Annotated in this window: 25 protein-coding genes and 2 tRNA genes; 23 read left to right on the top strand and 4 right to left on the bottom strand. The window is 48.4% G+C overall.

Features of this window, described 5'->3' with window-relative positions; translation table 11 throughout:
- The first annotated feature begins 47 nt into the window (after window positions 1–47).
- The 14 genes from yabP (at window position 48) to nadA (ending at window position 13,859) form a co-directional block, all read left to right on the top strand.
- On the top strand, window positions 48–332 hold the full coding sequence (gene yabP, locus ACFYU8_RS27340; RefSeq protein WP_007726414.1) for a sporulation protein YabP: 285 nt from the start codon (window positions 48–50) through the stop codon (window positions 330–332).
- Window positions 329–901, top strand: a complete 573-nt coding sequence (gene yabQ / locus ACFYU8_RS27335) for a spore cortex biosynthesis protein YabQ (RefSeq protein ID WP_390305775.1) — start codon at window positions 329–331, stop codon at window positions 899–901. The genes yabP and yabQ overlap by 4 nt, the downstream gene beginning before the upstream one ends.
- Before the next feature lie 18 nt (window positions 902–919).
- Window positions 920–1,228 (top strand): FtsB family cell division protein, encoded by a 309-nt coding sequence (locus tag ACFYU8_RS27330; RefSeq protein ID WP_390305772.1) that lies wholly within the window; start codon window positions 920–922, stop codon window positions 1,226–1,228.
- Window positions 1,229–1,269: 41 nt separating this feature from the next.
- Window positions 1,270–1,641 (top strand): S1 RNA-binding domain-containing protein, encoded by a 372-nt coding sequence (locus tag ACFYU8_RS27325; RefSeq protein ID WP_390305770.1) that lies wholly within the window; start codon window positions 1,270–1,272, stop codon window positions 1,639–1,641.
- A gap of 285 nt (window positions 1,642–1,926) precedes the next feature.
- Window positions 1,927–4,401, top strand: a complete 2,475-nt coding sequence (spoIIE, locus tag ACFYU8_RS27320) for a stage II sporulation protein E (RefSeq protein ID WP_390305768.1) — start codon at window positions 1,927–1,929, stop codon at window positions 4,399–4,401.
- A gap of 138 nt (window positions 4,402–4,539) precedes the next feature.
- Window positions 4,540–5,301 (top strand): vWA domain-containing protein, encoded by a 762-nt coding sequence (locus tag ACFYU8_RS27315; RefSeq protein ID WP_142067473.1) that lies wholly within the window; start codon window positions 4,540–4,542, stop codon window positions 5,299–5,301.
- On the top strand, window positions 5,291–6,226 hold the full coding sequence (locus ACFYU8_RS27310; RefSeq protein WP_390305766.1) for a serine/threonine protein kinase: 936 nt from the start codon (window positions 5,291–5,293) through the stop codon (window positions 6,224–6,226). Before ACFYU8_RS27315 ends, ACFYU8_RS27310 begins: the two co-directional genes overlap by 11 nt.
- 15 nt (window positions 6,227–6,241) lie before the next feature.
- Complete coding sequence (locus ACFYU8_RS27305) at window positions 6,242–6,991, top strand: threonine/serine exporter family protein (protein ID WP_390305764.1); 750 nt, start codon at window positions 6,242–6,244, stop codon at window positions 6,989–6,991.
- Window positions 6,992–6,996: 5 nt separating this feature from the next.
- Window positions 6,997–7,449 (top strand): threonine/serine exporter family protein, encoded by a 453-nt coding sequence (locus ACFYU8_RS27300; protein WP_390305762.1) that lies wholly within the window; start codon window positions 6,997–6,999, stop codon window positions 7,447–7,449.
- A complete protein-coding gene (tilS, locus tag ACFYU8_RS27295; RefSeq protein WP_390305760.1) occupies window positions 7,421–8,848 on the top strand; it encodes a tRNA lysidine(34) synthetase TilS in 1,428 nt (475 codons plus the stop codon). Before ACFYU8_RS27300 ends, tilS begins: the two co-directional genes overlap by 29 nt.
- Entirely contained in the window at window positions 8,845–9,384 is a 540-nt protein-coding gene (gene hpt / locus ACFYU8_RS27290) for a hypoxanthine phosphoribosyltransferase (protein WP_390305758.1), read from the top strand. The genes tilS and hpt overlap by 4 nt, the downstream gene beginning before the upstream one ends.
- Before the next feature lie 69 nt (window positions 9,385–9,453).
- Window positions 9,454–11,427 (top strand): ATP-dependent zinc metalloprotease FtsH, encoded by a 1,974-nt coding sequence (ftsH, locus tag ACFYU8_RS27285; RefSeq protein WP_390305756.1) that lies wholly within the window; start codon window positions 9,454–9,456, stop codon window positions 11,425–11,427.
- Window positions 11,428–11,769: 342 nt separating this feature from the next.
- Complete coding sequence (locus ACFYU8_RS27280) at window positions 11,770–12,639, top strand: HAD family hydrolase (protein ID WP_390305754.1); 870 nt, start codon at window positions 11,770–11,772, stop codon at window positions 12,637–12,639.
- 275 nt (window positions 12,640–12,914) lie between these two features.
- Entirely contained in the window at window positions 12,915–13,859 is a 945-nt protein-coding gene (gene nadA, locus ACFYU8_RS27275; protein WP_390305752.1) for a quinolinate synthase NadA, read from the top strand.
- Window positions 13,860–13,918: 59 nt separating this feature from the next.
- On the opposite strand, the gene ACFYU8_RS27270 is transcribed toward nadA, so the two are convergent.
- The 3 genes from ACFYU8_RS27270 to ACFYU8_RS27260 all read right to left on the bottom strand — a co-directional run bounded on the left by ACFYU8_RS27270 (window position 13,919) and on the right by ACFYU8_RS27260 (window position 16,011).
- Complete coding sequence (locus ACFYU8_RS27270; protein WP_390305750.1) at window positions 13,919–15,073, bottom strand: FtsW/RodA/SpoVE family cell cycle protein; 1,155 nt, start codon at window positions 15,071–15,073, stop codon at window positions 13,919–13,921.
- Window positions 15,070–15,405: a PadR family transcriptional regulator gene (locus ACFYU8_RS27265; RefSeq protein WP_007729943.1), complete on the bottom strand. Its 336-nt coding sequence runs from the start codon at window positions 15,403–15,405 to the stop codon at window positions 15,070–15,072. Before ACFYU8_RS27265 ends, ACFYU8_RS27270 begins: the two co-directional genes overlap by 4 nt.
- 111 nt (window positions 15,406–15,516) lie before the next feature.
- Window positions 15,517–16,011: a PCYCGC domain-containing protein gene (locus tag ACFYU8_RS27260; protein ID WP_390305748.1), complete on the bottom strand. Its 495-nt coding sequence runs from the start codon at window positions 16,009–16,011 to the stop codon at window positions 15,517–15,519.
- A 191-nt stretch (window positions 16,012–16,202) separates the two neighbouring features.
- Here ACFYU8_RS27260 and ACFYU8_RS27255 point away from each other — a divergent pair, with 191 nt between their 5' ends.
- The 7 genes from ACFYU8_RS27255 to ACFYU8_RS27225 all read left to right on the top strand — a co-directional run bounded on the left by ACFYU8_RS27255 (window position 16,203) and on the right by ACFYU8_RS27225 (window position 22,762).
- On the top strand, window positions 16,203–17,168 hold the full coding sequence (locus ACFYU8_RS27255) for a metal ABC transporter solute-binding protein, Zn/Mn family (protein ID WP_390305746.1): 966 nt from the start codon (window positions 16,203–16,205) through the stop codon (window positions 17,166–17,168).
- Window positions 17,169–17,300: 132 nt separating this feature from the next.
- Entirely contained in the window at window positions 17,301–18,071 is a 771-nt protein-coding gene (locus ACFYU8_RS27250; RefSeq protein ID WP_390305744.1) for a metal ABC transporter ATP-binding protein, read from the top strand.
- Window positions 18,072–18,106: 35 nt separating this feature from the next.
- The gene (locus tag ACFYU8_RS27245) at window positions 18,107–18,946 is read left to right on the top strand and encodes a metal ABC transporter permease (RefSeq protein WP_390305742.1); all 840 of its coding nucleotides are present in this window, start codon (window positions 18,107–18,109) and stop codon (window positions 18,944–18,946) included.
- 39 nt (window positions 18,947–18,985) lie between these two features.
- Entirely contained in the window at window positions 18,986–19,411 is a 426-nt protein-coding gene (locus tag ACFYU8_RS27240) for a Fur family transcriptional regulator (RefSeq protein ID WP_016740938.1), read from the top strand.
- Window positions 19,412–19,524: 113 nt separating this feature from the next.
- Complete coding sequence (gene nadB / locus ACFYU8_RS27235; protein WP_390305740.1) at window positions 19,525–21,147, top strand: L-aspartate oxidase; 1,623 nt, start codon at window positions 19,525–19,527, stop codon at window positions 21,145–21,147.
- A complete protein-coding gene (gene nadC / locus ACFYU8_RS27230; protein ID WP_390305737.1) occupies window positions 21,134–21,982 on the top strand; it encodes a carboxylating nicotinate-nucleotide diphosphorylase in 849 nt (282 codons plus the stop codon). The genes nadB and nadC overlap by 14 nt, the downstream gene beginning before the upstream one ends.
- A 12-nt stretch (window positions 21,983–21,994) precedes the next feature.
- On the top strand, window positions 21,995–22,762 hold the full coding sequence (locus ACFYU8_RS27225) for a type III pantothenate kinase (protein ID WP_390305735.1): 768 nt from the start codon (window positions 21,995–21,997) through the stop codon (window positions 22,760–22,762).
- Here ACFYU8_RS27225 and ACFYU8_RS27220 read toward each other — a convergent pair.
- Window positions 22,757–23,188, bottom strand: a complete 432-nt coding sequence (locus tag ACFYU8_RS27220; RefSeq protein WP_390305733.1) for a GNAT family N-acetyltransferase — start codon at window positions 23,186–23,188, stop codon at window positions 22,757–22,759. The genes ACFYU8_RS27225 and ACFYU8_RS27220 overlap by 6 nt on opposite strands.
- A gap of 757 nt (window positions 23,189–23,945) precedes the next feature.
- Between ACFYU8_RS27220 and ACFYU8_RS27215 the strand changes: the two genes are divergently transcribed.
- Window positions 23,946–24,038 (top strand) — tRNA-Ser (locus tag ACFYU8_RS27215).
- 16 nt (window positions 24,039–24,054) lie between these two features.
- Window positions 24,055–24,128: transfer RNA gene (locus tag ACFYU8_RS27210), tRNA-Glu, on the top strand.
- Window positions 24,129–24,145 lie beyond the last annotated feature (17 nt).

Below are 24,145 nucleotides of genomic sequence, written 5' to 3'. Positions count from 1 at the left end.
CTCCCCATACAAATAGTACAAGAAGGGTACGTGAGGAGGGAGTAGTCATGAACGATCACACGAGACGGCCACGCCATGAAGTCGTGATGATTAATCGTCGCAGCTTAGCGATATCGGGAGTAAAAAACGTCGAAAGCTTTGACAGCGAAGAATTCCTCTTGGAGACGGACGGCGGCTTTTTAACCATACGAGGCCAAAACCTGCATATGAAAAATCTGAGTCTGGAAACCGGAGAAGTAGCGATCGAGGGGCTTGTTCACGAGATGGCCTATCTGGAGCAAGGGCAGGCCGGCGATCGGTCGAGAGGATTCTTCGGCAAGTTATTCAAGTGAATATCGTCATCCAGTTGCAGACGGTATTGGCCATGTCGACGTGTGGTGCAATTATGGGTATGGGCTTCGATACGTACCATGTATGTAAGGGCAAGGCCAGGCTGCCACTCTGGTTGGTCTTTTTCTTTGACATCCTTTTTTGGGTGGGCAGTATGGGCGCTGTCTTCTTGATTTTGGTGAAAGTGAACGACGGAATTATTCGGTTTCCGATATTTTTTGGAATGATATTTGGCGCGTGGCTGTACTTCTTATTAGGTAGTAAGAAGTATATCCTTTTCTTGCACCGCGTGATAAAATTCTGTCAGTGGTTTTACCGTACGGTCGTAAAAATTATAGACACTCTGCTTGTACGTCCTGTGCTTTTTCTTATCCGAGTGATCATCATGGTGCTGGCATTTTTGTATTCCGTGTTGCTCGCGATCCTCGGCTTTTTGTGGAAAGTGACGCGTTTTGTCACCTCTCCTTTTGCCAGATGGGGTCAACATTTGTGGAAAAAAATGTACGGAAAAACAACAGGAATTTGGACCAATTGGAAGAATTGGTTTCACTCAAAGAGAAAGCGGGAGTAGAATCGAGGTGGCGTACTGATGCAGGAAGCAAGAACCTCTTCCATTAACCGAAAAGGGCAGAGAAGGAGAATGCGTCTCTTTTTCTTTGTGATCCTGTGCTTTTTCGTCTGGACTAGCTATACCTTGTTCTTGCAAAGTGGCGAGTTGTCCAAGAAAGAGACAGAGCTGGAAGCCCTGAAGCAAGAATCAGCGGTCTTGCAGCATAAGCAAGAGGATCTGACATATGAGGCAAGCCGGCTAAACGATCAGGAGTACTTGGCAGAGCTGGTGCGCAAGCGGATTTTGTTTACCAAGCAGGGCGAAAGCATCTACATCATTCCGGATTGAATATACAGCTGATCTTCAACGAGAGGGAGGCATTCCACGTCATGGAGATCGAGGTCGGGAGCATACTAGAAGGGAAAGTCACGGGTATCACCAAATTCGGAGAGTTTGTTGAACTGCCGGGCAATGTGACCGGACTGGTGCATATTAGTGAAATTGCTGACGTCTATGTCAGGGATATCCATCAATTTTTAAAGATAGGAGACACGGTAAAGGTAAAAGTCCTCAGCCTCCGTGAAGGCAAAATCGGGCTTTCTATCAAGAAAACAATGGTAAAGGAACGACCACCCCGCTATCAGCGGGACCGACGTGAAGGCTTTGAAGAAAAGCTGAACCGCTTTTTGAAAGAAAGTGAAGACAGGCAGTCCTCCTTGAAGAAAAGCGTAGAGAAAAAGAACCGCGGTCGGTCTTTGTGATTCGGAAAATTACGACTTTTCTTTCTTTGTGAAAAGCACACTTTGACTGTAAAAATAGGAAGGTCATTTCAAAGTCTTGACGAATACAGTATCCTAAGCCCGTTTCGCAAAGCGCGAATCACCTGTCAGCCGACGTTATCCGCCATAACGTCGGTTTTTTTTGTCCATTTGCGTTACTGAATTTGTCGCACGATTCTGTGAATAATCATTGGATTTTTGACAAATTTTACAATGCCCCCTCCGTATAATGGAGAAACACATTGACCAAGAACGGGGTGGAGCGAAATGATTGCGAACAAAAACGTAACACAGGTCGGACAGGCTTGGACGCGGCAGGTATCCGATCGAATGGGTACCACTGCCCAGACGTGGGGAGAAAAAGTAGCAGACTTCATAGAGAAGTGGAATGTTCTCCCCATTCTCATGGGCTTCTTATTGGGACGAGCTCTGATCGTGGAAGAGCTAACGCCCTTTGCTATACCGTATTTCATTGTCATGTTTTATATTCGTCGAGATTGTTTGCTTGTCACGGGGATGGCTCTTATTATCGGGGCTTTTACCCAGTCGGTGCCAGTCGGACTGGAAACCGCCTTGAGCGTGATCCTTGCCTTGTTTGCCTGCAAACTAATGAATAAAATGCGCAAAAAAGATTTTTCACGGACGCCTTTGCTGGTCGTCGGGACGATTTTTATCAGCCGTCTGTTGTTTGCGGTTCTGACCAACCAGGTAACAACTTACGAGCTCGTAATGGTCGCAGTGGAAGCGATTCTTGGTTTCGTACTGACGCTCATATTCATTCAGTCTTTATCGATCATTCATTTAGCGAAGCCTTATGAGCCTCTCAAAAATGAAGAGATCGTTTCGTTAGTCATTTTACTGGCCTCCTTGATGACAGGTACTGTGGATTGGATGGTCGAAGGTATTTCGATGGAGCATGTACTTACACGCTATTTGCTGCTCGTCTTTGCTTTTGTCGGTGGTGGCACGATCGGCGCGGCTGTTGGTGTGGTCACGGGTCTCATCCTCAGTCTGGCTAATGTAAGTGCGCTTTTACAAATCAATCTGCTCGCTTTCTCCGGTCTTCTGGCAGGCTTATTGAAGGAAGGCGGCAAAGTGGGCGTATCCGCAGGCTTATTGATTGGTACGGCTATTCTTGCGATTTACGGTGGAGCAGAAGAGACACTCTACTACTCCTTGATCGAAACCTCTCTGGCGATTGTGCTCTTCATTCTGACCCCTGCTGCTCTTTGGAAAAAAGTAGCCCGATTTATCCCCGGAACTCCCGAGAATCTACAATCCCATCAAGAATACATGCGTAGAGTCCGCGATGTGACAGCGGGCAAAATCCAGCAATTCTCCGACCTGTTTACGCAACTCTCCCATAGCTTTGCCCAGACAGCTGCTCCTGAAGAAATCGAAGAACAGGCCGATGCCTTTCTCATTCGCGTATCTGAATTTACCTGCCAGAAATGCTGGAAAAAAGAACAATGCTGGGAAAAAGATACGCAATCGACCTATGAGGGAATGCGCTTTTTAATGGAAAAAGTGTACGAGCACGGTACCTTGGCCGGTGTGACACCGCCGCGTGATTGGGAGCGCAAGTGTGTCAAAACCGAAAAGGTCATGACTGTGATGGAGCAGGAATACGATCGCCAGCAATCGTTTGACCAACTGAAAAAACAGGTAAAGGAAAGCCGGATGCTCGTAGCTGACCAGCTATCGGGAGTCTCTCGTGTCATGAGCGATTTTGCCCGGGAAATACAGCGGGAGGGAATGGAGCTGAGTTTTCAGGAAAAGCAGGTCTCACAAGCATTGGAGGGCTTGGGTCTGTCGGTTCGCCGCGTAGAAATACACAGCTTGGAAGAAGGGAAGGTCGATATCGAAATCAGTCAGCCGACTTGCTATGGCCGCGATGAATGCGCGAAGATCGTAGCTCCTATGCTCACGGAGATTTTGGGAGAAAACATTGTTGTTCGCGAGCGGCATTGTGAAGCGCAAAAAGATGGTTCATGCACGATGTGCCTTGCTTCCGCCAAAACGTATGAGATCGATATCGGGATCGCAGGTGCGGCCAAAGACGGCCAGCTACTATCCGGTGACAGCTTCCGCACGATGGATTTGGGTAATGGAAAAATGGCGCTGGCGATCAGCGATGGAATGGGAAATGGCGAGCGGGCATCCATAGAGAGTCAGTCCGCCCTCGATATGCTCCAGCAGCTTCTGCGTTCTGGCATGGACGAAAAAATTTCGATCAAAACCGTTAATTCGGTTCTTGCCTTGCGCTCCAAGGAAGAAATGTTCGCGACGGTGGACTTGGCGCTGATTGATCTGCAAACAGCTCATACCCGTTTTGTAAAAATCGGCTCCACCCCGAGCTTTGTCAAAAGAAATAAAGATGTCATCACGATCACGGCCAACAACCTGCCAGTGGGGATTTTGGAAGAAATCGAAGTGGATGTCGTATCTCGTATGCTCAAGCCAGGAGATTTGCTCGTAATGATGTCCGATGGCATCTACGAGGCGCCGCGCCATATAGAGAATAGGCAAGCGTGGATGAAACGAATCATTAGTGAACTGGAGACGAATGATCCACAGGAGGTCGCTGATTTACTGTTGGAAAAAGTCATTCGCCAGCATTCCGGACAAATTGTCGATGACATGACCGTGTTGGTGGCGCGAATTGATCGCTTTGTACCACAGTGGGCTGCGATTGCTGTGCATGGGATGGAGAAGCTCGAACGTCCACGGATTGTGAGTTAGAAGTATGTTTTCCCCATTACCCGTCGATACTGTTGCTAAAAATACCCTGCGAAGTGAGCGGATGTACAGTCGCTGCACAGAACAGGGAACCTCAACGACAGTAGAGGGATTAAAAACAGATCGAATGGGGAGATTATTGTGAAAGAAGCGACACTTCGTCAAATACTGGTAGTGACAGACGGCTGCTCCAACTCGGGGATGAGTCCCGTTGCTGCGGCAGCTCTGGCACGGGAGCAAGGGATTACGGTCAATGTGATTGGCGTAATCGACAAGAGTGAGCTGGGAGAAAAAGGGGAGAAGGAAATCAGGGATATTGCGGAAGCTGGCGGTGGACTCTGCGACATCGTGTATCCCCAACAGCTTGCGCAAACGGTACAGATGCTGACGCGAAAAGCAATGACGCGCACCATTCATCAAGTGGTCAATAAAGAATTAAAAGAGATTTTGGGCGACTCCGGTATAGAGGAGCTGGCACCTGATAAAAGAGTGCAGGTTGCCGGGATGGTTGACGAGCTGGGTGAAAAAAGCAGCTTGAACGTCGTGATGCTGGTCGATACCTCGGGAAGTATGAAACCAAAGCTGTCGGCTGTTCAGCAAGCGATACACGATTTCAGTATCAGTCTGCATTCGCGGAGTGGACAAAGCAGAATGGCGGTCGGTTCATTTCCGGGGAAACAAAAGCATCTCGATATCCGCATCCCGTGGACAGAGAAGGTTGAGCAGGCCCATCAAATTACGAGTGATTTGGCGATGAGCGGAATTACCCCTACTGGACCCGCCATCGTAGAGGCAATTGCCCTGTTTGAGCAGGATAAGCTCCCACGCTCACTGCAAGAGCGTTACACCGATCAAGACGAAGAGGACGACTCGAACGGAATGCTGCGTGACCATGTCTTTTAAGGCAGCCACCCCCGACCTGCCCAAGCACTTTACAGGCAAATGGAACAAAAAATCGTACCACGTTTTACGGGAGTTGGGGCGTGGTGCAAACGGGACCGTGTACTTGGTATCCCAAGGCGGCGTACAGCGCGCGGTTAAGGTCGGTGTGGAAGGCATAGACATTTTAATGGAAGTGAATGTGTTGAAAAGCACACAGCAGGGGCGGGATTCCAAAGTGGGACCGCTCCTGTGCGACGTGGACGATCTCGTTGTAAACGGGAAGGCCTGTACGTTTTATGCCATGGAGTACCTTCAAGGCCTGCAATTGGATGAATATATCCAACAAGAGGGTACCGACTGGGTAGCTGTGATGATGGTTCAATTACTGGCGCGTCTGGATGTATTACACCAGCATGGCTATATTTTTGGTGATTTGAAACCGCAGAATGTAATGGTTACCCAATCGGACAAGCAGGTACGGTTGATTGATTTCGGTGGAGTAACCAAGTTGGGCAACGCCGTTCGGCAGTTTACAGAAGAATACGATCGAGCTTTTTGGCATGCAGGTGATAGACGGGCTGAAGTAAGTTATGACCTGTTCTCCACAGCTGTGATGATGGTGCGTCTGACAGTTGGACCCCAGACGTGGAAAAACAGCCTTGGTGACCCACGTCACACGGTATTGCTCTGTGATATAATACGAAAAAGTGACAGCCTGTATCCTTATCGGGAGCCTTTATTGAAGGCGTTTCACGGTAAGTTTGCGACCGCGAAAGAAATGCGAGCGGAGTTGTTGGCAGTCTTGCGAGATAGCATGGTTGCCAAAGCACAAAAGCCGCAAAAGAAAACGCGGACGAAAGGGAAAGCAGGGTCGGGCATTAGCGGTCTTTTTGTCGCCTCGCTACTCCTATTGGCTGGCACTTTGTATTACGCATGGTTTATGTGAAGGATGTGACGGTTCGTGTCCTCAGATTTGGTGATGGATACTTGCTTGTTGGCAGGCTCGATTATTTTGAAAAACGGTGGAGAGACTTACCGGACGGAAGAGACAATGGCATTGATTGCAAAGGCTGCGGGGATGGATGACGTCAACAGCTCCGCTACGCCCACGAGTATTATCCTGTCCTTTCGTTGCAGTGGGCTGGATCATACAAGAATGGTTCGTACCCCAAAACGTACGACCAACCTCAATAAAATTACGCTCGTGAATGATGTTTCCCGACAGTTTGTCGGTGGGAAAATTAATTTGGAGCAAGCCTATCGGTCGCTGCGTGAGATCGATCAGAAAAAGCAGATTTATCCGAAATGGTTGCAGCATCTAGCAGCCGCTACGGCCAGCGGCTCCTTTTCTATGCTTGCAGGGGGAGATTGGAGCAGTCTGGTTCCTTCTGCGATGGCCGGGTTGATTGTGAACCTGAGCCAGGAATATTTAGAACAGTTTGTCCGGATGAAGTTTTTTACGGAGTTCTCCGCCGCTTTATTAGGTGGGCTTTTCGCGTTGTTGAGCGTGACGCTCTTTCCACAGTTGCCTTTAAGTATCATTATTATTGGTGCGATGCTTCCGTTGTTTCCGGGGATTGCCATCACCAACTCGCTTCGGGATTTGATGGCTGGTGATTTGGTTGCAGGTGTTTCACGCGGAGTAGAAGCCATGCTGACAGCTGTTTCCGTAGCGGTAGCCACAGCCATTATTCTTTCGTTTACGAGGTGAGTACGATGTTGTTACAAGGATTGGCGCTTAGCTTCGCCTCTTCAGTAGCGTGGTGTGTGCTGTTTAATGTGCCGGTTCGAACAATCGTAGCGGGTGGTTTTGCTGGAGTGATCGGTTTTCTCGTCTACTCCATTCTTCCTATCTACGGTGCTGAGGTCTTGTTGTCCACGTTTGTTTCGGCTGCTGCTGTCTCTTTGCTCAGTCAGCTCTTATCTATTATACTGCGAGTTCCCTCTACGAATTTTAGCGTCGCGGGCATCATTCCGTTGGTACCGGGATCGTTGGCTTACAAAGCCATGCTAGCCTTCGTCAACAATGATTACGTCGGAGGGATTACCCAGGCGACCAAGACATTGATGGTGGCCGGCGCGATTGCTTCTGGACTTATATTTGGAATTTCGGTTCTGACGATTTGGAAAGGAGCCCGCTATGCTGGCAAGCGTGCGCAACGAGATTGAGTCCGAGGGGCTTTTGCTTCCAGGTGAGACCATTGTCGTCGGAATTTCCGGTGGCAACGATTCTACCGCACTGTTGCATATATTGGCTTCTCTCAATAAACAATATCAGTATAATTGGAAGCTGCATGCTGTCCATCTGAACCACGGCTTTCGTGGGGAAGAAGCAAGGCAGGACGCGCTTTATGCAGAAAAGCTGTGTCGTGAACTCGGCGTTGATTTCCACCTGTTTGAGTATGACGTCCCCAGTTATATGGAAAAAACAGGACTGGGCGGACAAGAAGCAAGTCGCGATATTCGCTATCGGCTGTATGAAGAGGTAGGTCTCGCGCAAGGAGCGATCAAGCTGGCATTGGCCCATCATGCTGACGATCAGGTGGAAACGATCCTCTTTCGTTTTGTGCGAGGCAGCAGGTTGCAAGGACTGACAGGGATGCCGAAGCGAAGAATGCTTGCAGATGGTCCTATTGAGCTCGTGCGTCCGCTCTTGCATAAAACGCGTCAAGAACTGGAAGGCTACTGTCGGGAACATCAACTTACCCCCCGTGAGGATAGCAGCAACCAATCGCGCAAGTATACGCGCAATCTGCTGCGTCTGGATGTCATGCCCTTATTGGGAAAAGTGAACGACAAGTATCGGGAGCATATCTTGGCTACTGCGGAGGCAATCCGTCAGGACGAAGCACTTTTAATGAGGCTGGCACGGGAGCAGTTGAAAGAGGTAACCATTGAGAAAAAACCAGAAGCATTTTTAATGGACAATGACAAGTTTCAAACTTGTGACGTTGCTTTACAAAGGAGAATGATTACTCTAATATTAAGTTATCTCTCAAAACATACCGAATGGTCTTCGCAACATGTGGAGACCGTTTTGCACATGCTAGGGGGAAGTCGCCCTTCTGCGGAATTGCATTTGCCGAATGACCTGGTTGTCGACCGGGTGTACGAGCGAATCAATTTTCGTCGTAGGAAGCGACAGGATCGCATACATACGTATAGTTACGAGCTCGCCGTTCCCGGTGTAACCTGGATCGACGAGAGCAAGGCCACGGTACATATTACTTACCTGGAAGGTCCCATGGATTGGGAGCGACTCCCGGCGAATGAAGCGGTTTTTGATGCCGATCAGTTGCCAGGATCGCTGTATTTGCGTAACCGAAAACCAGGAGACCGTATCACCCTGTTTGGCTCAGCAGATGGAAAGAAGCTGAAAGATTTATTGATTGATGCCAAATTTCCGCGAGCATGGCGTGACAAACTTCCGCTTTTGACGGCGGGCGATGAGGTGATTTTGGTACCAGGTGTGCGCCGTTCCGCCGTAGCGCCTGTCAATGGACAGACCAGGCGTTTTCTACACGTGCGGGTAGAGTTTGGAGAAGATTGGCGGGAGGTTTTTTCATGAATCAAGACATCGAGAAGATTTTGCTATCAGAAGAGGATATCGCGGGTAAAGTTCAAGAATTGGGCAAGACGCTGGCTGCAGAATACAAGGATAAAAATCCATTGGTTATCTGCGTGCTGAAAGGCGCAGTCGTTTTCATGGCTGATCTGATCCGTCACATGGATATTCCGTGCGAAATGGACTTCATGGCAGTTTCCAGCTACGGAAGTGGAACAGAGTCCTCTGGCATGGTGAAAATCTTGAAGGATCTCGATACATCTGTGCAAAACAGACACGTGCTGGTTGTAGAAGACATCATGGACAGTGGACTGACGCTGAGCCGCTTGGTAGAGTTGTTGCGCCATCGGGAAGCTGCTTCTGTAAAAGTGGTGACTCTCTTGAACAAACCAGAGCGTCGCAAGGTGGATATTTCACCAGACTATAAGGGCTACGACGTTCCAGACGAATTCGTAGTGGGATACGGCTTGGACTATGCCGAGCACTATCGTAACCTGCCTTATATCGGTGTCTTGAAGCCTGAGGTCTACACGAAGTAGGTTTGTTGTGGAGACCGTGCTTTCTATGATAAAATGTGAAAAGTGTCTGTTCGTGAGAGGAGGTAAGGAATGAATCGCTTTTTTCGTAATACCGGGTTCTACCTACTGATTTTTCTTGTCACGGTCGGGATCGTGAATTTCATCCTCTCCGGTACTGATAAGGTTGGGAAACTTACATATCAGGAATTCCGGGTACAGCTAAAAGCTGACAACGTCACTGAGTTGGCGCTTCGACCAGAGAATGGTACTTACAGGGTTGAGGGTACGTTGGCAAAAGCTATTCCGGGACAGGAAAGTAACAAATTTTTTACCAATGTTCCTTTGTATGACTCAGATGTTGTGACGCTAGTCGAAGAGAAAATCGATGCGCAAAAGGTGAAGAATGTAGCGTTCAATCCTGCGGAGGGCAATAGCATTTGGCTCACGTTCTTGACCTCTATCATTCCTTTTGTCATCATCTTCATCTTGTTTTTCTTTCTTCTGAACAACGCGCAAGGTGGCGGAAGCCGAGTAATGAACTTCGGTAAAAGCCGCGCGAAGCTTTACAACGAAGAGAAGAAACGCATTACATTTGACGATGTAGCAGGAGCAGACGAAGAAAAGGCGGAGCTGGAGGAAGTCGTTGATTTCCTGAAAGACAACCGTAAGTTCAATGCGGTTGGCGCTCGTATTCCAAAAGGGGTACTGCTCGTAGGACCTCCGGGTACAGGTAAAACCTTGCTCGCTCGTGCTGTTGCAGGCGAAGCTGGTGTACCGTTCTTCAGTATCTCCGGTTCTGACTTCGTGGAAATGTTCGTTGGGGTAGGTGCATCCCGCGTACGTGACCTGTTTGAAAATGCAAAGAAAAATGCTCCTTGCATTATCTTTATTGACGAGATTGACGCTGTTGGTCGTCAACGCGGAGCTGGACTCGGCGGCGGCCACGACGAACGCGAGCAAACTCTCAACCAGTTGCTCGTAGAGATGGACGGTTTTGGAGGAAACGAAGGGATCATCATGATCGCTGCGACGAACCGACCTGACATTCTCGACCCGGCTCTCTTGCGTCCGGGACGTTTTGACCGTCAAATTACAGTAGATCGTCCTGATATCAGAGGCCGTGAAGCGGTGCTCAAGGTTCATGCCCGCAACAAGCCGATTGGTGAAGACGTGAAGCTGGAAGTGATTGCTCGTGGTACATCGGGCTTCACTGGCGCAGATTTGGAGAACTTGCTGAATGAAGCGGCTCTCTTGACTGCCCGCAGAAACAAAAAGCAAATCAACATGACTGAGGTAGATGAAGCGATTGACCGCGTGATTGCCGGTCCAGCGAAGAAGTCTCGCGTAGTGAGCGAAGACGAACGACGCCTGGTGGCCTTCCACGAAGCAGGTCATACGATCATCGGATACCACCTGAGAAATGCAGAAATGGTACATAAGGTAACAATCATTCCGCGCGGCCAAGCTGGCGGATACACAGTGATGCTGCCGAAAGAAGACCGTTTCTTTGCTACCAAAACGGACCTGCTCGACAAAATCGTCGGTCTGTTGGGTGGACGTGTTGCGGAGGAAATAGTGCTTGGGGACATTAGTACCGGCGCACATAATGACTTCCAACGTGCGACTGCTATCGCTCGCAGCATGATTACCGAATACGGAATGAGCAAGCTCGGTCCTATGCAGTTCGGTAAGAGTCAAGGACAGGTATTCCTGGGCCGCGACTATGGCAATGAGCGTAACTACTCCGATCAGATTGCTTACGAAATCGATCAGGAAATGCAAAATATTATCAACGAGTGCTACTCAAAGTGTACAGAATTGCTGACGACGCACCGTGATCAGCTCGATCTGATTGCGAACACGCTGCTCCGTGTAGAGACTCTCGATGCTGAGCAGATCAAGCAATTGATCGAAACAGGTAAAATGGATAACGATCCAGAGGTAAATAAAGATGTGGTCGTGAACATTCAACCGAAGCTGGAAGAAGTAAAAGAAGTACCAAAGCAAGAAGAAACAAACGAAGAACCAAAACAAGAAGATACAAAAGAAGAACCGAAACAATAAGGGGCGCCTCAGGTGCCCTTTTTTGTAATATCGGAAAGTATTAGGTTAAGTTTTTAAAAGGTATCGATGAACCAATAAAGCTAGTGAGAAGAAAAAGCACAGGGCTCGTAGACCTTGACAACGCCAACCCAGTCGGAACTTTAAAATGGGGACCAAGCTTGTCGAACACTTCTTCCTTGAGAAACTTCCGCCCGTAGGGTGGCTTTGGCTCGACGGTCCCTTTTTTAAAGTGGAGACGGCCAGTGAATCCCCCTGCTGGCGTGTCAGAGTCGAATAGAACTGTGCTTTTTCTTCTCCTTCACTATGGTGACTCAAATCCAAAGCGAATGAGAGGGATTGGATATGTTGCTTACACCGGGCATGGCTGCATTTGACATGGATGGAACCTTACTGAATCACGAATCAAAGATGACAGAAGGAACGAAAGAAGCACTTCGCCAATTGCAACAGCAAGGCTGCAAACTCGTTTTGTCTACGGGGAGAATGTATGGTTCCGCTCAAATTCCGATCGATTCCTTTCCTTTTGACGGCTATGTCTGTAGCAATGGGGGCGCTGTTTTCGAAGGGAACGGCACGCTGGTCCGTCGATGGCTCCTTCCTACTGAGATGGTAATCGGTGCGATCCATGCACTTAGGCAAGAATCGATTTATTATGAGCTTCATGATATCAACAGCAATCGCTGGATGATCAAAGAAGACCGTGAACGATTGGAAGCGACGATGAGTGAGGACGCATCTGTGGAAGGATTCTCGATCTTGAAGTTTCCTTACTACAGGCTCGCTCGGGTAGAGCCATTGGCTGAGATGCTGAACAAGCTGGAGTCCGGGGAAGTGGAAATCGTCAAGGTTTTCATCTGGCATGATGACCCGGAGCGTCTGGAGTGGGCAAAAGTGCAACTGGAGCCTTGGAGCGAGCAAGTGACCATCACTTCATCCGGCAAGCAGAATGTCGAGGTGATTCCTCAAGGGGTTTCCAAATGGGAAGGGCTTCAATACTTCTGTGAGAAATGGGGAATCTCCCCAGAGAAAGTAATGGCATTTGGCGATGCAGAAAACGATCGTGAGGCATTAACGGGAGCAGGATATTCCGTCGCGATGGAAAACGCTTCTGACGAGATTAAGCAGGTGGCCAAATATATCGCCCCACACCACAATGAGGAAGGCGTAGCCCGATTTATTCGGGAGCGCGTTCTCGGAGAAAAAGGCGAGTAGAGAATGAAAAAGCAGAAACTGCGTCTGTACAGGTCGGTTTCTGCTTTTTTCTCATTGTTGTTGAGAATTGTTATCAATCATAATGGTCGTATGAATACTGGTAATTTATGAGAGTGACTTCCATTCTTTTGAGCGAGGTGTGCAGTACGTTCCAGATGCCATGCAGTGGTTGTTCAACACCAAGTGAATCCGTTTACAGGTACCACGTTGACAAGGTGGGGTTATACGCTTACAATGACCGTAAATTATGACACCACCGTAGGGGGATTTTTTCCATGGACGCTTTAGCGTTAGAAAAAAAAGCCCAGCGCAACGCTGAGTTACGTGAACGACTGCTGCAGTTGAAGAAAGAGCGTAATGCCATCATTCTTGCTCACTTTTACCAACGTCCCGAGATTCAGGAGGTCGCTGACTTCATTGGAGATTCCTTTGGACTGGCGCAGAAAGCGAAAGAAACGGATGCCGATGTGATTTTGTTCTGTGGGGTTCATTTTATGGGAGAAAGTGCAAAAATTCTCAATCCCCAGAAGACCGTCATTATTCCCGACGAACGGGCTGGCTGTCCAATGGCAGACATGGTAAACGTAGACGGGCTGCGCAAGCTCAAAGATCAGCATCCAAATGCAAAGGTAGTGGCTTACATCAATACTTCTGCGGATGTAAAAGCAGAAACCTACATCTGCTGTACGTCGTCCAACGCGAAGCGAGTGATCGAGTCGATCGACAGTGACGAGATCATTTGGGTGCCGGACAAAAACCTCGGCCACTATGTATCCCAATTCACGGACAAGAAAATGATTATTTGGGAAGGGTACTGCAACACGCATGACCAACTGTCTGTGGAGGACATCATGACGTTGAAGCAGCAACACCCTGAGGCTGTGGTTGTCGTTCATCCGGAGTGCCGCCCAGAAGTGGTATCCCTGGCTGACTACGTTGGTTCCACGACCGGAATTTTGAAATATTGCCGTGAGTCTTCGCACAAAGAGTTTATTATCGGTACGGAAGACGGCACTCGTTACATGCTGGAAAAGGACAGTCCGGACAAGAAGTTCATTTTCGCTTCCAAGTATCTGGTTTGCCCGAACATGAAGGTGAACAACCTGAAAAAGTGCGTCGAGGCGCTGGAGAACATGAAGCCGGAGATTTTTGTTCCGAAAGATGTTGCGGATGCGGCGCGTGCATCGCTGGAGCGTATGCTTGCGGTAGCGCCTGCTTAATGGGTAGTTTGATGAAATGAAAAAAGGAGTAGAGCGTATGGGCTTTACTCCTTTTTCTTTTAAGAAGCTTTGGTCAACGGTTGGATGTCTTTTCGTCGGTAAATGTTCAGGACGAGTCCTATCAAGGCCATTTGCAATACGGTATGCACGATTCCGAAGCCGACGAATGGCAGATTCACAGATATAGGAGGAACCAGACCGACAGTCATGAAAATACTCCAGAAAAACGGCGTGAAAAAGAGTACAATCATGCTGGATAACAGCAAGGAGCCATATAAATCTTTTACCCGCCTGATGGCATGGAGCAAACGAAGCAACAGCATAACGCCAAGAATGAAAAAGGCTATCCCTGCAATTGGTCCAAAGATATACACCATGTAGGCAAAAATATAGTCAGATTCAAGGGCGGGCAACATGTTTAGAGAGGCACCGAAGCCTTGTCCCCATAAGCCCGCTGACTGGACGGTTTTCAAGGATTGAATGATGATATATCCTCTTCCATCCGGTTCGAGGTAAGGATTCATGTAGTAAATCAGACGATCTAGCTGATAAGGTTTAGCGAACAGGTAAACCATCGCGCCGACACTCGTGAAAATCATAGTGAGGAAACTCAGAACAACAAGCTTTTTAGGCTTAGCGGCAATCACGAGCGCGATGTAGCCACCGACATACAAGAGAACGGCAAATTCGTATTCGCATAACGCGAGAAGCAGGCAAGGGGGCAGGAAGTACGCAATCGCTTTTATGATGGTATTGGTATAGCGATTGTGCTTCTTCCACTCCGTGAAAATTCCCGCGAGGGCTACGATGAACAGGAAGTAATCCCAAAAAAGTATCCCCACGAGGACAACGGTACCGATTACTATTCCGATTAGCTGCTTTTCAAAGTAATTACGTTGATCTTGTGCTACATGAAGTGAATACAACGTAAGCAGACCGACACCAAGTAGAATCACGACAATGGAAAGTATGCCCCACTCCATCCTCGGCTTATGTGCCTGATGAAGATGCAACCCTACCTCAACGGGATCACCCATCTCCGCAATCGCAATCCGAGTCGCTTCGTCTTCCCTATATCCAGCCTCACGATAATCCTCGATCTTTTCGGCGAAATGATTCTCCAACTCAAGCGTAATCGCTGCATGAACCTCTTTGTTCCTAATCTGATCACAAACCTCTTTTATGTAATCCGCAATTCGCTTGTTCCCGTTCATGTAGGCTGCCCTCCCAGCACGGAATCAACAGCGGTACGAAAAGACTCCCATTCCTGTTTTTTCTCTTTGAGATGCTTCTTGCCTTCACGGGTGATTTGATAATATTTACGTTTTCGCTCTCCTTCCCCCTCACTCCAAAACGCCTCGACCTTTCCTTCCGACTCAAGAGTATGGAGAATGGGATAGAGGGTGCCTTCCTTGAGAGACAGCACACCGTTCGAGCTAGTTTCCATCGTTTTGATCATCTCGTAACCGTACATCGCCTTTTGCTCGAGCAAGGTAAGAATGAGAATGACCGTACTGCCTTTCATCAGTTCTTTGTTAACTGCCATAGCTATCTCCTTATACCTCGGATTTCGATACCTCGATTATCTATGTATCATTGTATTCCATAAAAGGGGAAAAAGAAAGACTTCCTCATCGGGAAGTCTTGTTATATGCGTTTAGGAAGGCATCGGGGTAGGAGTTGGTTTTCCATAGCCTTGACCATAGGTTTGGTCTATGTAGTCACGAATTTCTTTTGTAGATTTGCCTTCTTCTTTCAGTTTGCCGGAAATAACGGCGATTTCCATGCATACGCCGCAGCGAGTGCCGTGGTCATCCCAGACAATGGAGCCATCAGCCTTTTCTTCTTTGATGAAGCAGTTGCCATTATGCTCGTGTCCAGCGCTTTCACCACAACCACAATAGCATGGAATGGATTTGAGCAGTTCACGGTTTGCCGCAGCAACCTTGTAGGATTCGATAATGACAGGGTCTTGGTTATCTAAAAATTTCGGTAGCTGATCAGCGGAAGCAGTCAATTCCTGCAAATCACCATTGGGAGCGTGCTGGGTGTGATCGCTATGGTTCTGTTCAGCTTGATCAGTAGAGCCACAGCCAGCAGTAAGCAGAGCTGCGGTGATAAAAGTAATGGCTAACCATGATTTACGTTTCATCTTGGACATACCTCCTGCCAGTATTTTATCATAATGAGATGGAGAAATTGTGAAGCTGGGAGAGAAGATATACACTTATGATTTTTAAATCGGAATAAATCCTATTTACTTTTTAGGCTCCTCTCCGTATAATGAAAAACGACGAGAACGTAAATCGGAATCATTTTGAATTGGAGCAGGAGGAAATATAGATGAAAAGAGTTATAGTTGCTGCCCTAGGCTTCATTACGGCAGTAGGACTGGTCGGTTGTGGAGCAGCGAACGAAACGGCTGGTACTCCGCAAACTGGCAGTGACGCGTCCGCGAAGCCAAAGGTATACACGACGATTTATCCATTGGAATATGTAGCGAAGCGAATCGGCGGTGAACACGTGGAGGTAACGAATCTGGTTCCCGCTGGCGTAGAGCCTCACGACTACGAGCCGACCGCAAAAGACATGGTCGCTCTGTCCAGAGCAGATCTATTTGCATACAACGGCAGTGGTTTGGAGCTGTGGGTAGAGAAGGCTGTAACCAATCTCGACAAAAACAAGACAACGATCGTCAATGCGACGGAAGGTCTCGATTTGATCAGCGCAGCCGAGCATGAGCATGAAGAAGAAGGGCATGCAGAAGAGGCAGGGCATGAGCACGGCGACCTGGACCCTCATGTATGGCTCGATCCGATGCACCTGAAGGCACAAGCAGAGAAAGTCAAAAATACGCTCGTGCAAAAGGATCAAGCACACGCTGCCGATTACGAAAAGAACTACGCACAACTAGCAACAGACCTGGAGCAACTGGATAAAGAGTTCAAAGATATGGTTACGCAAGCACCGAAAAAAGAATTCATGGTTTCTCATAGCGCATTCAGCTATATGGCAAAACGCTACGGGCTGGAGCAAGTAGCGATCTCTGGGGTCAATCCTTCTGATGAGCCATCCACGGCTGAGTTGAAGAGCTTGGTGGAGCATGTAAAAGAACACAAGATTTCTTATGTGTTGTTCGAGACGTTGGTTTCTCCGAAGGTAGCAGAAGTGATTGCGAAGGAAGCTGGTGTGAAGACGGCCACGCTCAATCCGTTGGAAGGTTTGACGGAAGACGATGTGAAAGCAGGCCGTGATTACTTGTCCATCATGCGCGACAATATGAATACATTAAAGACTGCACTCCAATAAGCTTTCCCTCGAAAAGATGTCGCTTGCTAAGCGGCATTTTTTCATTAGTAGGATGCTTGTGGTTCGGGCAAAATCGTAGTACGATGAAGGGGATCAAATAAGAACAAATCCGATTTAAGGGATGGATATTTCATGGAACCACATACACAAGAGGTGCCCGTCATTAAGCTCACAGGCGTCTCCTTTCAATATGAAGACAAACAGGTTCTCGATGAGGTTGAATTCACACTGGAGCGCGGAGACTTTGTGGGAGTCGTTGGGCCGAACGGGTCAGGGAAATCTACGCTGATGAAGCTGATTTTGGGTCTGCTGACGCCAAACAAAGGGACAGTGGAGCTGTTCGGGCAACCACTATCCAAGTTTCGTGAATGGAACCGTATCGGGTACGTCGCTCAACAGGTCGCACATGGAGCGGGTGGATTTCCGGCAACGGTGCGCGAAGTCGTGTCATCTGGATTAGTCGGCAAAGTAGGCCTTTTTCGCAGACTGACGAAACAGCATCATGAGAGCGTACGGGCCGCTGTGGAGCGTGTCGGCTTGTTGGAGAAGCTGGATCAACGAATCGGCAACTTGTCCGGCGGGCAATTGCAGCGTGTATTTATAGCGCGCGCGCTCGTAGCTGAACCAGAGCTGCTGATCCTCGATGAGCCAACAGTTGGGGTCGATCAGGAATCGATCGATCAGTTTTACAGCTTGCTTCGTGCGCTGAAGGAAGAGAACGGATTGACGATGATGATCGTCAGCCACGATGTGGGAGTCATGTCGCAGTGGGTGACTAAGGTGGCTTGTGTGCAGAAGAAGATTCACTTCCACGGAACGGCACACGAATTTGAACATAACCAAGAAAAAATCTTGCAAAGTATGTACGGTGACTCGGTCAGACTGCTGTCTCATCATCATTAAGCTTTGTAAATAGGTAAGAAAGAAGGAATATGCACATGCTTGCTGATTGGTGGCAGTATGACTTTTTGCGGTATACCCTGTTTTCAGGACTTTTAATTGGTCTGATCTGCCCTATTTTGGGCACGTTTCTCATTGTTCGTCGCTTGTCGATGATGGCAGATGGCTTGTCACACGTTACACTGTCCGGGGTAGCTGCCGGGATGCTCATTTCCAAAAAGGTCGCCTTCTTCTCCGCAGTCAATCCGCTGTTTTTCGGGATGCTGTTTGCGGTGATTGGTTCGTTGTTCATCGAGCGTCTGCGTAAGGTGTACAAAGCGTATCAGGATTTGGCGATTCCGATTATTTTGTCGGCGGGACTTGGGTTGTTTACGGTATTGATCAGCATCGCCGACGGTTTTAATGCAGATTTGTATTCGTACTTGTTCGGAAAAATCGTTACGGTGTCCATCGAAGACCTGTATGCGCTGATTGGTGTGGCAGTTGTCGTTTTGGCGACGGTCTTGTTGATTTACAAGGAGCTTTTCGCAGTTTCCTTTGACGAGGAATTCGCTCGCGTCTCCGGAGTGGCTAGACGATCGATCAACTTGTGGTTTATGGTGCTCGTTGCACTGACGATTGCGGCTTCCATGCGTATTGTCGGTGTCCTGTTAATCTCGGCGCTGATTACGCTTCCGGTGGCTGCCAGTTTGCAAATTGCAAAAAGCTTTCGTCAAACGATTTTCTTGTCGATTTTGTTCGCAGAGTTTTCCGTGCTGAGTGGTTTGTATTTTGCCTATCTCCTTGATTGGGCATCTGGTGGTACAATTGTACTGATGGCGGTACTGGTTATGCTGGTTGTATTGGGTGGAAAAAAGCTGCGTGTCGCTTTCCGGTAAGAGTTATCCGGATATGACAAAAGGAAGGAGTGTTTGTCGATGAAAGTAGAAGAAGCGCTGCAAATATTGAAAGAACATGGTTTCAAGTATACCGGCAAGCGGGAGGAGATGATTCGAATCTGCGCGGCCGAGAAGCGATACCTGTCTGCCAAAGATATTATGGAAAGAATCAAGGAGCAGTATCCAACACTCAGCTTCGATACCGTCTATCGCAACATTTCCACTTTTGTTGAGCTGGGGATTCTGGAAGAGACGGAGCTAGACGGGGAAGGCAGATTCCGTTTGGCCTGTTCTACAGATGGGCACCATCATCACCATGTGATTTGTACGGAATGTGGAAAGACGTCTTCTTTGCCAGGATGTCCGATGAATATCATTTCTGCGGTACCGGAAGAGTTTCAGGTGACGGGACACAAGTTCGAGGTATATGGTACGTGTAAGGAATGTGTAACGCATTCCAATTAATCAGATAGAGGGGAGTGTTCGCTTTTGCGGACGCTCTTTTTTCATCTCCTTCAAGCATGTATTTGCTATAATGGGTGGAAAATCATCAGTTACAAGAGAGAAGGGACACGGTCATGATTCCCCGTTATATTGTGGACTTTGATTTGCACGCCTTGCCTCGGATGAGGGCAGATGTAGCTGTTATTGGAGCAGGAATTGCTGGGTTGTATACGGCGTTGCAAACGAGTGAGTATGCGGATGTGGTGTTGATCAGCAAAAAGGGACTCGATGATAGTAACACACGCTGGGCTCAGGGAGGAATCGCTGCTGTAACAGCCCAATCAGATTCCCCTGCCCTTCATCGACAGGATACGTTAATCGCTGGAGCAGGTCTTTGCTCATATAACGCTGTGGAAGTCCTGGTGCATGAAGGCCCTGATCGCTTGCATGAACTGATTGCATATGGAACGGAATTTGACCGCGATGAACAAGGTCAGTACGAGCTGACACAGGAAGGCGCGCATAGCAAAAGGCGTATTTTGCATGCGAATGGGGATGCCACTGGGGCAGAGATCGTCCGCGCCTTGTCCAAGCGTGTTATGGAGCAGCCAAACATTCAGGTTTTGGAATATCATTTTGCTGTGGATGTCATCACGGAGGATGGCGAATGCGTGGGTGTCCTCGTGCGGAAGCCGGATGGCGAACTGTTTTTCCTGGAAGCCAAAGCAACGGTGCTGGCTACAGGAGGAGCGGGTCAGCTTTATCGCTATACGACAAATCCACAAATCGCCACGGCAGATGGGATCGGCATCGCGTATCGGGCGGGGGCGCGCATTAAAGATGTGGAATTTATTCAGTTTCATCCCACTGCGCTTTACTATCCGGGAGCCCCGCGCTTTTTGATTTCGGAAGCGGTTCGTGGGGAGGGTGCCATTTTGCGTAACAGTAATGGTGATCGCTTCATGGACAAGTACCATCCGCAAAAAGAACTGGCGCCACGCGATATTGTCGCCCGGGCGATTGTCTCTGAGATGGAACAGACGAAGTCTACGTTCGTGTATCTCGACATCACCCACGAATCAGAGGAGCTTATTAAGCGTCGTTTTCCGACGATTTATAATTTTTGCTTACAATACGGGCTGAATATGGTGACAGATTGGATTCCAGTAGCTCCTGCTTGCCATTATATTATGGGCGGAGTCCAGACTGACTTGAACGGGGAGACCTCGACGAAGCGGCTTTTTGCATGCGGGGAAGCATCGTGCACAGGGGTACATGGAGCGAATCGACTGGCCAGCAACTCGTTATCGGAAGCGGTTGTGTTTGGTCACCGGATAGCGGAGCGGATTAAGCATCTGGCTGATTTGCCGAGCATTCATCCCTTCCAGGTTGTATCCAAGCAAAAATTGCCCCAAACGTTCAATACACGTGAACAACGATTGAAAGTGCAAAAGCTCATGCTGCGGCATGTTAGTGTGAAGCGCGACGAAAAAGGATTAACGAAAGCATTTGCGGAGCTTGCGCGAATGGAGCAATACTATCAGTACGAGCCAGAGAGCGTGGAAACGTTTGAATTCTTCAATCTGCTGAATGCTGCCGTTCTGACAACGAGAGCAGCACTTTTGCGGGAAGAAAGCAGAGGCGGGCATTATCGTACTGATTTTCCGAACAAAGATGATTTGGTCTGGCGGAAGCATTTGATTCAGTCCGTAGAAGATGGTGTCCAAGAGGAGTGTGAGAAGCATGATGTGGAATAAGCGGGAGCTTCAGCGAAAAATAGAGGAATGGCTACAGGAAGACGTGGGATTTGGTGATGTGACGACGATGAGCACGATTCCTGAATCGGAGCAGGGTGTCGGCATTTTATATGCGAAGGAAGCGGGAATCGTGGCAGGATTGCCGATTGCGGAGCAAGTATTTGCCACGGTTGATTCTACTCTCGTTTTTGAGGCAAAAGTAGAAGAAGGAGCACGAGTGGAGGTTGGTCAGCAGATCGCCGAGGTCAGCGGCTCGGTTCGTTCGATTTTGAGTGGAGAGCGGCTCGCGCTTAATTTGATGCAACGTCTGTCTGGGATTGCCACGAAAACGAGTGAATACGCATTAGCCGTCACAGGGACGAAAGCACGGGTTGTCGATACGAGAAAGACGACGCCGGGGCTTAGGGCTTTGGAAAAGTACGCGGTTCGTGTCGGAGGAGGCTACAATCACCGTTTTGCCTTGTATGATGCCGTAATGATCAAGGACAATCATATCAAAGGAGCAGGCGGTATAGCCCAGGCTGTCGCTGCGGCACGCGCGGCCATACCTCATACGATGACGGTAGAGGTAGAGGCTGAATCGTTTGAACAGGTTCAGGAAGCATTGGCAGCAGGTGCAGATACGATCATGCTCGACAACATGTCACTCGATCAAATGGTGGAAGCCGTACAGTTTATCAATGGACGGGCCATTGTTGAGGCATCTGGCGGTGTCAGTCTGGAGACGATTGGTGACATTGCAAAAACGGGCGTAGATATCATTTCGGTAGGGGCTCTGACTCATTCCGTCAAAGCATTTGATATTAGCCTCGATCTGAATACGCGCAAGCGGTAAGGAGCGACCACGATGTTATTGGTGATCGATATAGGCAACTCCAATATTGTATTGGGCTTGTATGTAGGCGACGAGCTCCAACACCATTGGAGAGTGTCCACAGATCGTAATAAAACGGAAGACGAGTACGGCATGCTCGTCAAAAGCTTATTTGACAGTGTTGGACTCGATTTTGAACAGGTGAGAGGCGTAATTATCTCGTCTGTCGTACCCCCTCTTAACCTTACGATTGAACGCATGTGCGCGAAGTACATGCAACAAAAAGCACTGCTTGTCGGACCGGGTATCAAAACTGGATTGAACATTAAATATGAGTATCCACGAGAGGTAGGCTCCGATCGAATTGTGAACGCTGTTGCGGCGATTCATCATTATGGTACACCGCTGATCGTGGTCGATTTTGGAACGGCGACGACCTTTTGCTATGTAGACGAGCGGGCGCAATATTGGGGCGGGGCGATTGCTCCTGGTATTGGAATATCGACAGAGGCACTCTTTACTCGTGCTGCCAAGCTGCCGCGAATCGAAATCGCCAAGCCTGCAAGTGTAGTCGGCCGCAATACGATAGCGGCGATGCAGTCCGGCATTTTCTATGGGTTCGTCGGTCAGGTCGAAGGCATTGTACGCAGAATCATGGATGAATACAGTACACGACCTACCGTAGTTGCCACGGGAGGGCTGGCAGCACTTTTTGCCAATGAAACCTCTTGTATCCATGTTGTGGATCAGAATCTTACACTAAAAGGACTTCGTTTGATCTATGAGCGGAATCAATCATAGTGGATGTCGAACGTATTTGCAGAAAAACATTTCAGGATCATCTGGATCTAGGTGAGTAAGGGTTCCGCAGTGAGCGTATCCGAGCTTCAAACATAGACGTTGCATTCTTTTATTGGAAAGGTTAGTAGAAGTGAACAATTTCTCCGTAGGGGAGATCGTTTCCAGATAGCGCATCATCTCCTCGCCAATCCCTCTGTTTTGATAGTGAGGGTGAACAATGAGTAGATGTATAAAGCTATTCTTAAAAAAGGATTGATTGATGAGGGCAAAACCGACGATATTCATGTCGAATAACGCCACGTAGCAATGCCCTTGCTCAATGGCTTCTTGAAGTTCAGTTGAACGACTGGTTGAACCGAGCACCATTTCATCAATCGTACAGACAGCAGGAATGTCTTGAGGAGTAGCTAGACGGATCGAGGTCATCCATTTCAAATCCTTTCTATTTGCAAATCGTTGCCTAGGTTGTATGGAATGGAAAAAGGGTGTTAAACTACTGGTAGAGATATTGAATTTCCGACATATAAATAAAGGAGCCAATACCGTTGCAGCGGCAAGGCTCCTGAGACAAGTAGCTGTGGCACACCCACGGCGCGCAAGATTACAAAAACAGCGAACCCACCGTCAGGCGGTCAACCTTAGGCGGTGGGTTTTCGCTTGTTACGCCACTTTCTTATCCATCGGTAGAGCTTCCTGCTGCTAAACCAGAGGCTTAGCAAGGTTGCCAATACTTTTAGGAAAAGGTAAAGCGTGCCGAGCGAGACCATCAGCATCACCCCCTTTACAGGAAGCTGTGCCGTGGTCTTCCACCGCCAGTCTTGTCTCAGTTAAATTATACCATCTCAGCATTCTTTATGGTGAGATCTCTTGTTAGTGCAGATACGAGGATGCTCGACAAAAAGCGCGGCATTCGGCGAGTAACATTGCTACTGACAGGTAATGATATATGCGTGTTCCACATCAATGGATGGAGACAGAGATAAAAAGTTGAGATTTTCATTACTTTTCGTTGACAGCACATCCTGTACACGCTACAATGGCTATTGTGCCTAGCAGAAAAGTTATGTCACATTGAACTTTTTAAGCTTCTTTAAAAAAGTTCTTGCGTTTCACATGAATGCATGCTAACATATGAATTCTGAAAGGCAAACAAGCGGATCGCTTTGATCCACTTCATATATACGGATGGATGTCCGAGCGGCCGAAGGAGCACGATTGGAAATCGTGTAGGCGGTGTCGAACCGTCTCGTGGGTTCAAATCCCACTCCATCCGCCATCACTTTCTTAGAAATGGCCCGTTGGTGAAGCGGTTTAACACAGCAGCCTTTCACGCTGTCATACAGGGGTTCGAATCCCCTACGGGTCACCTAGCAAAACGCCCTG

The organism is Brevibacillus sp. NPDC003359, assembly GCF_042878995.1.
Lineage (GTDB): Bacteria > Bacillota > Bacilli > Brevibacillales > Brevibacillaceae > Brevibacillus.
Note: the sequence above shows the minus strand (reverse complement) of the source record. Positions and strands in the feature narration are given on the sequence as shown.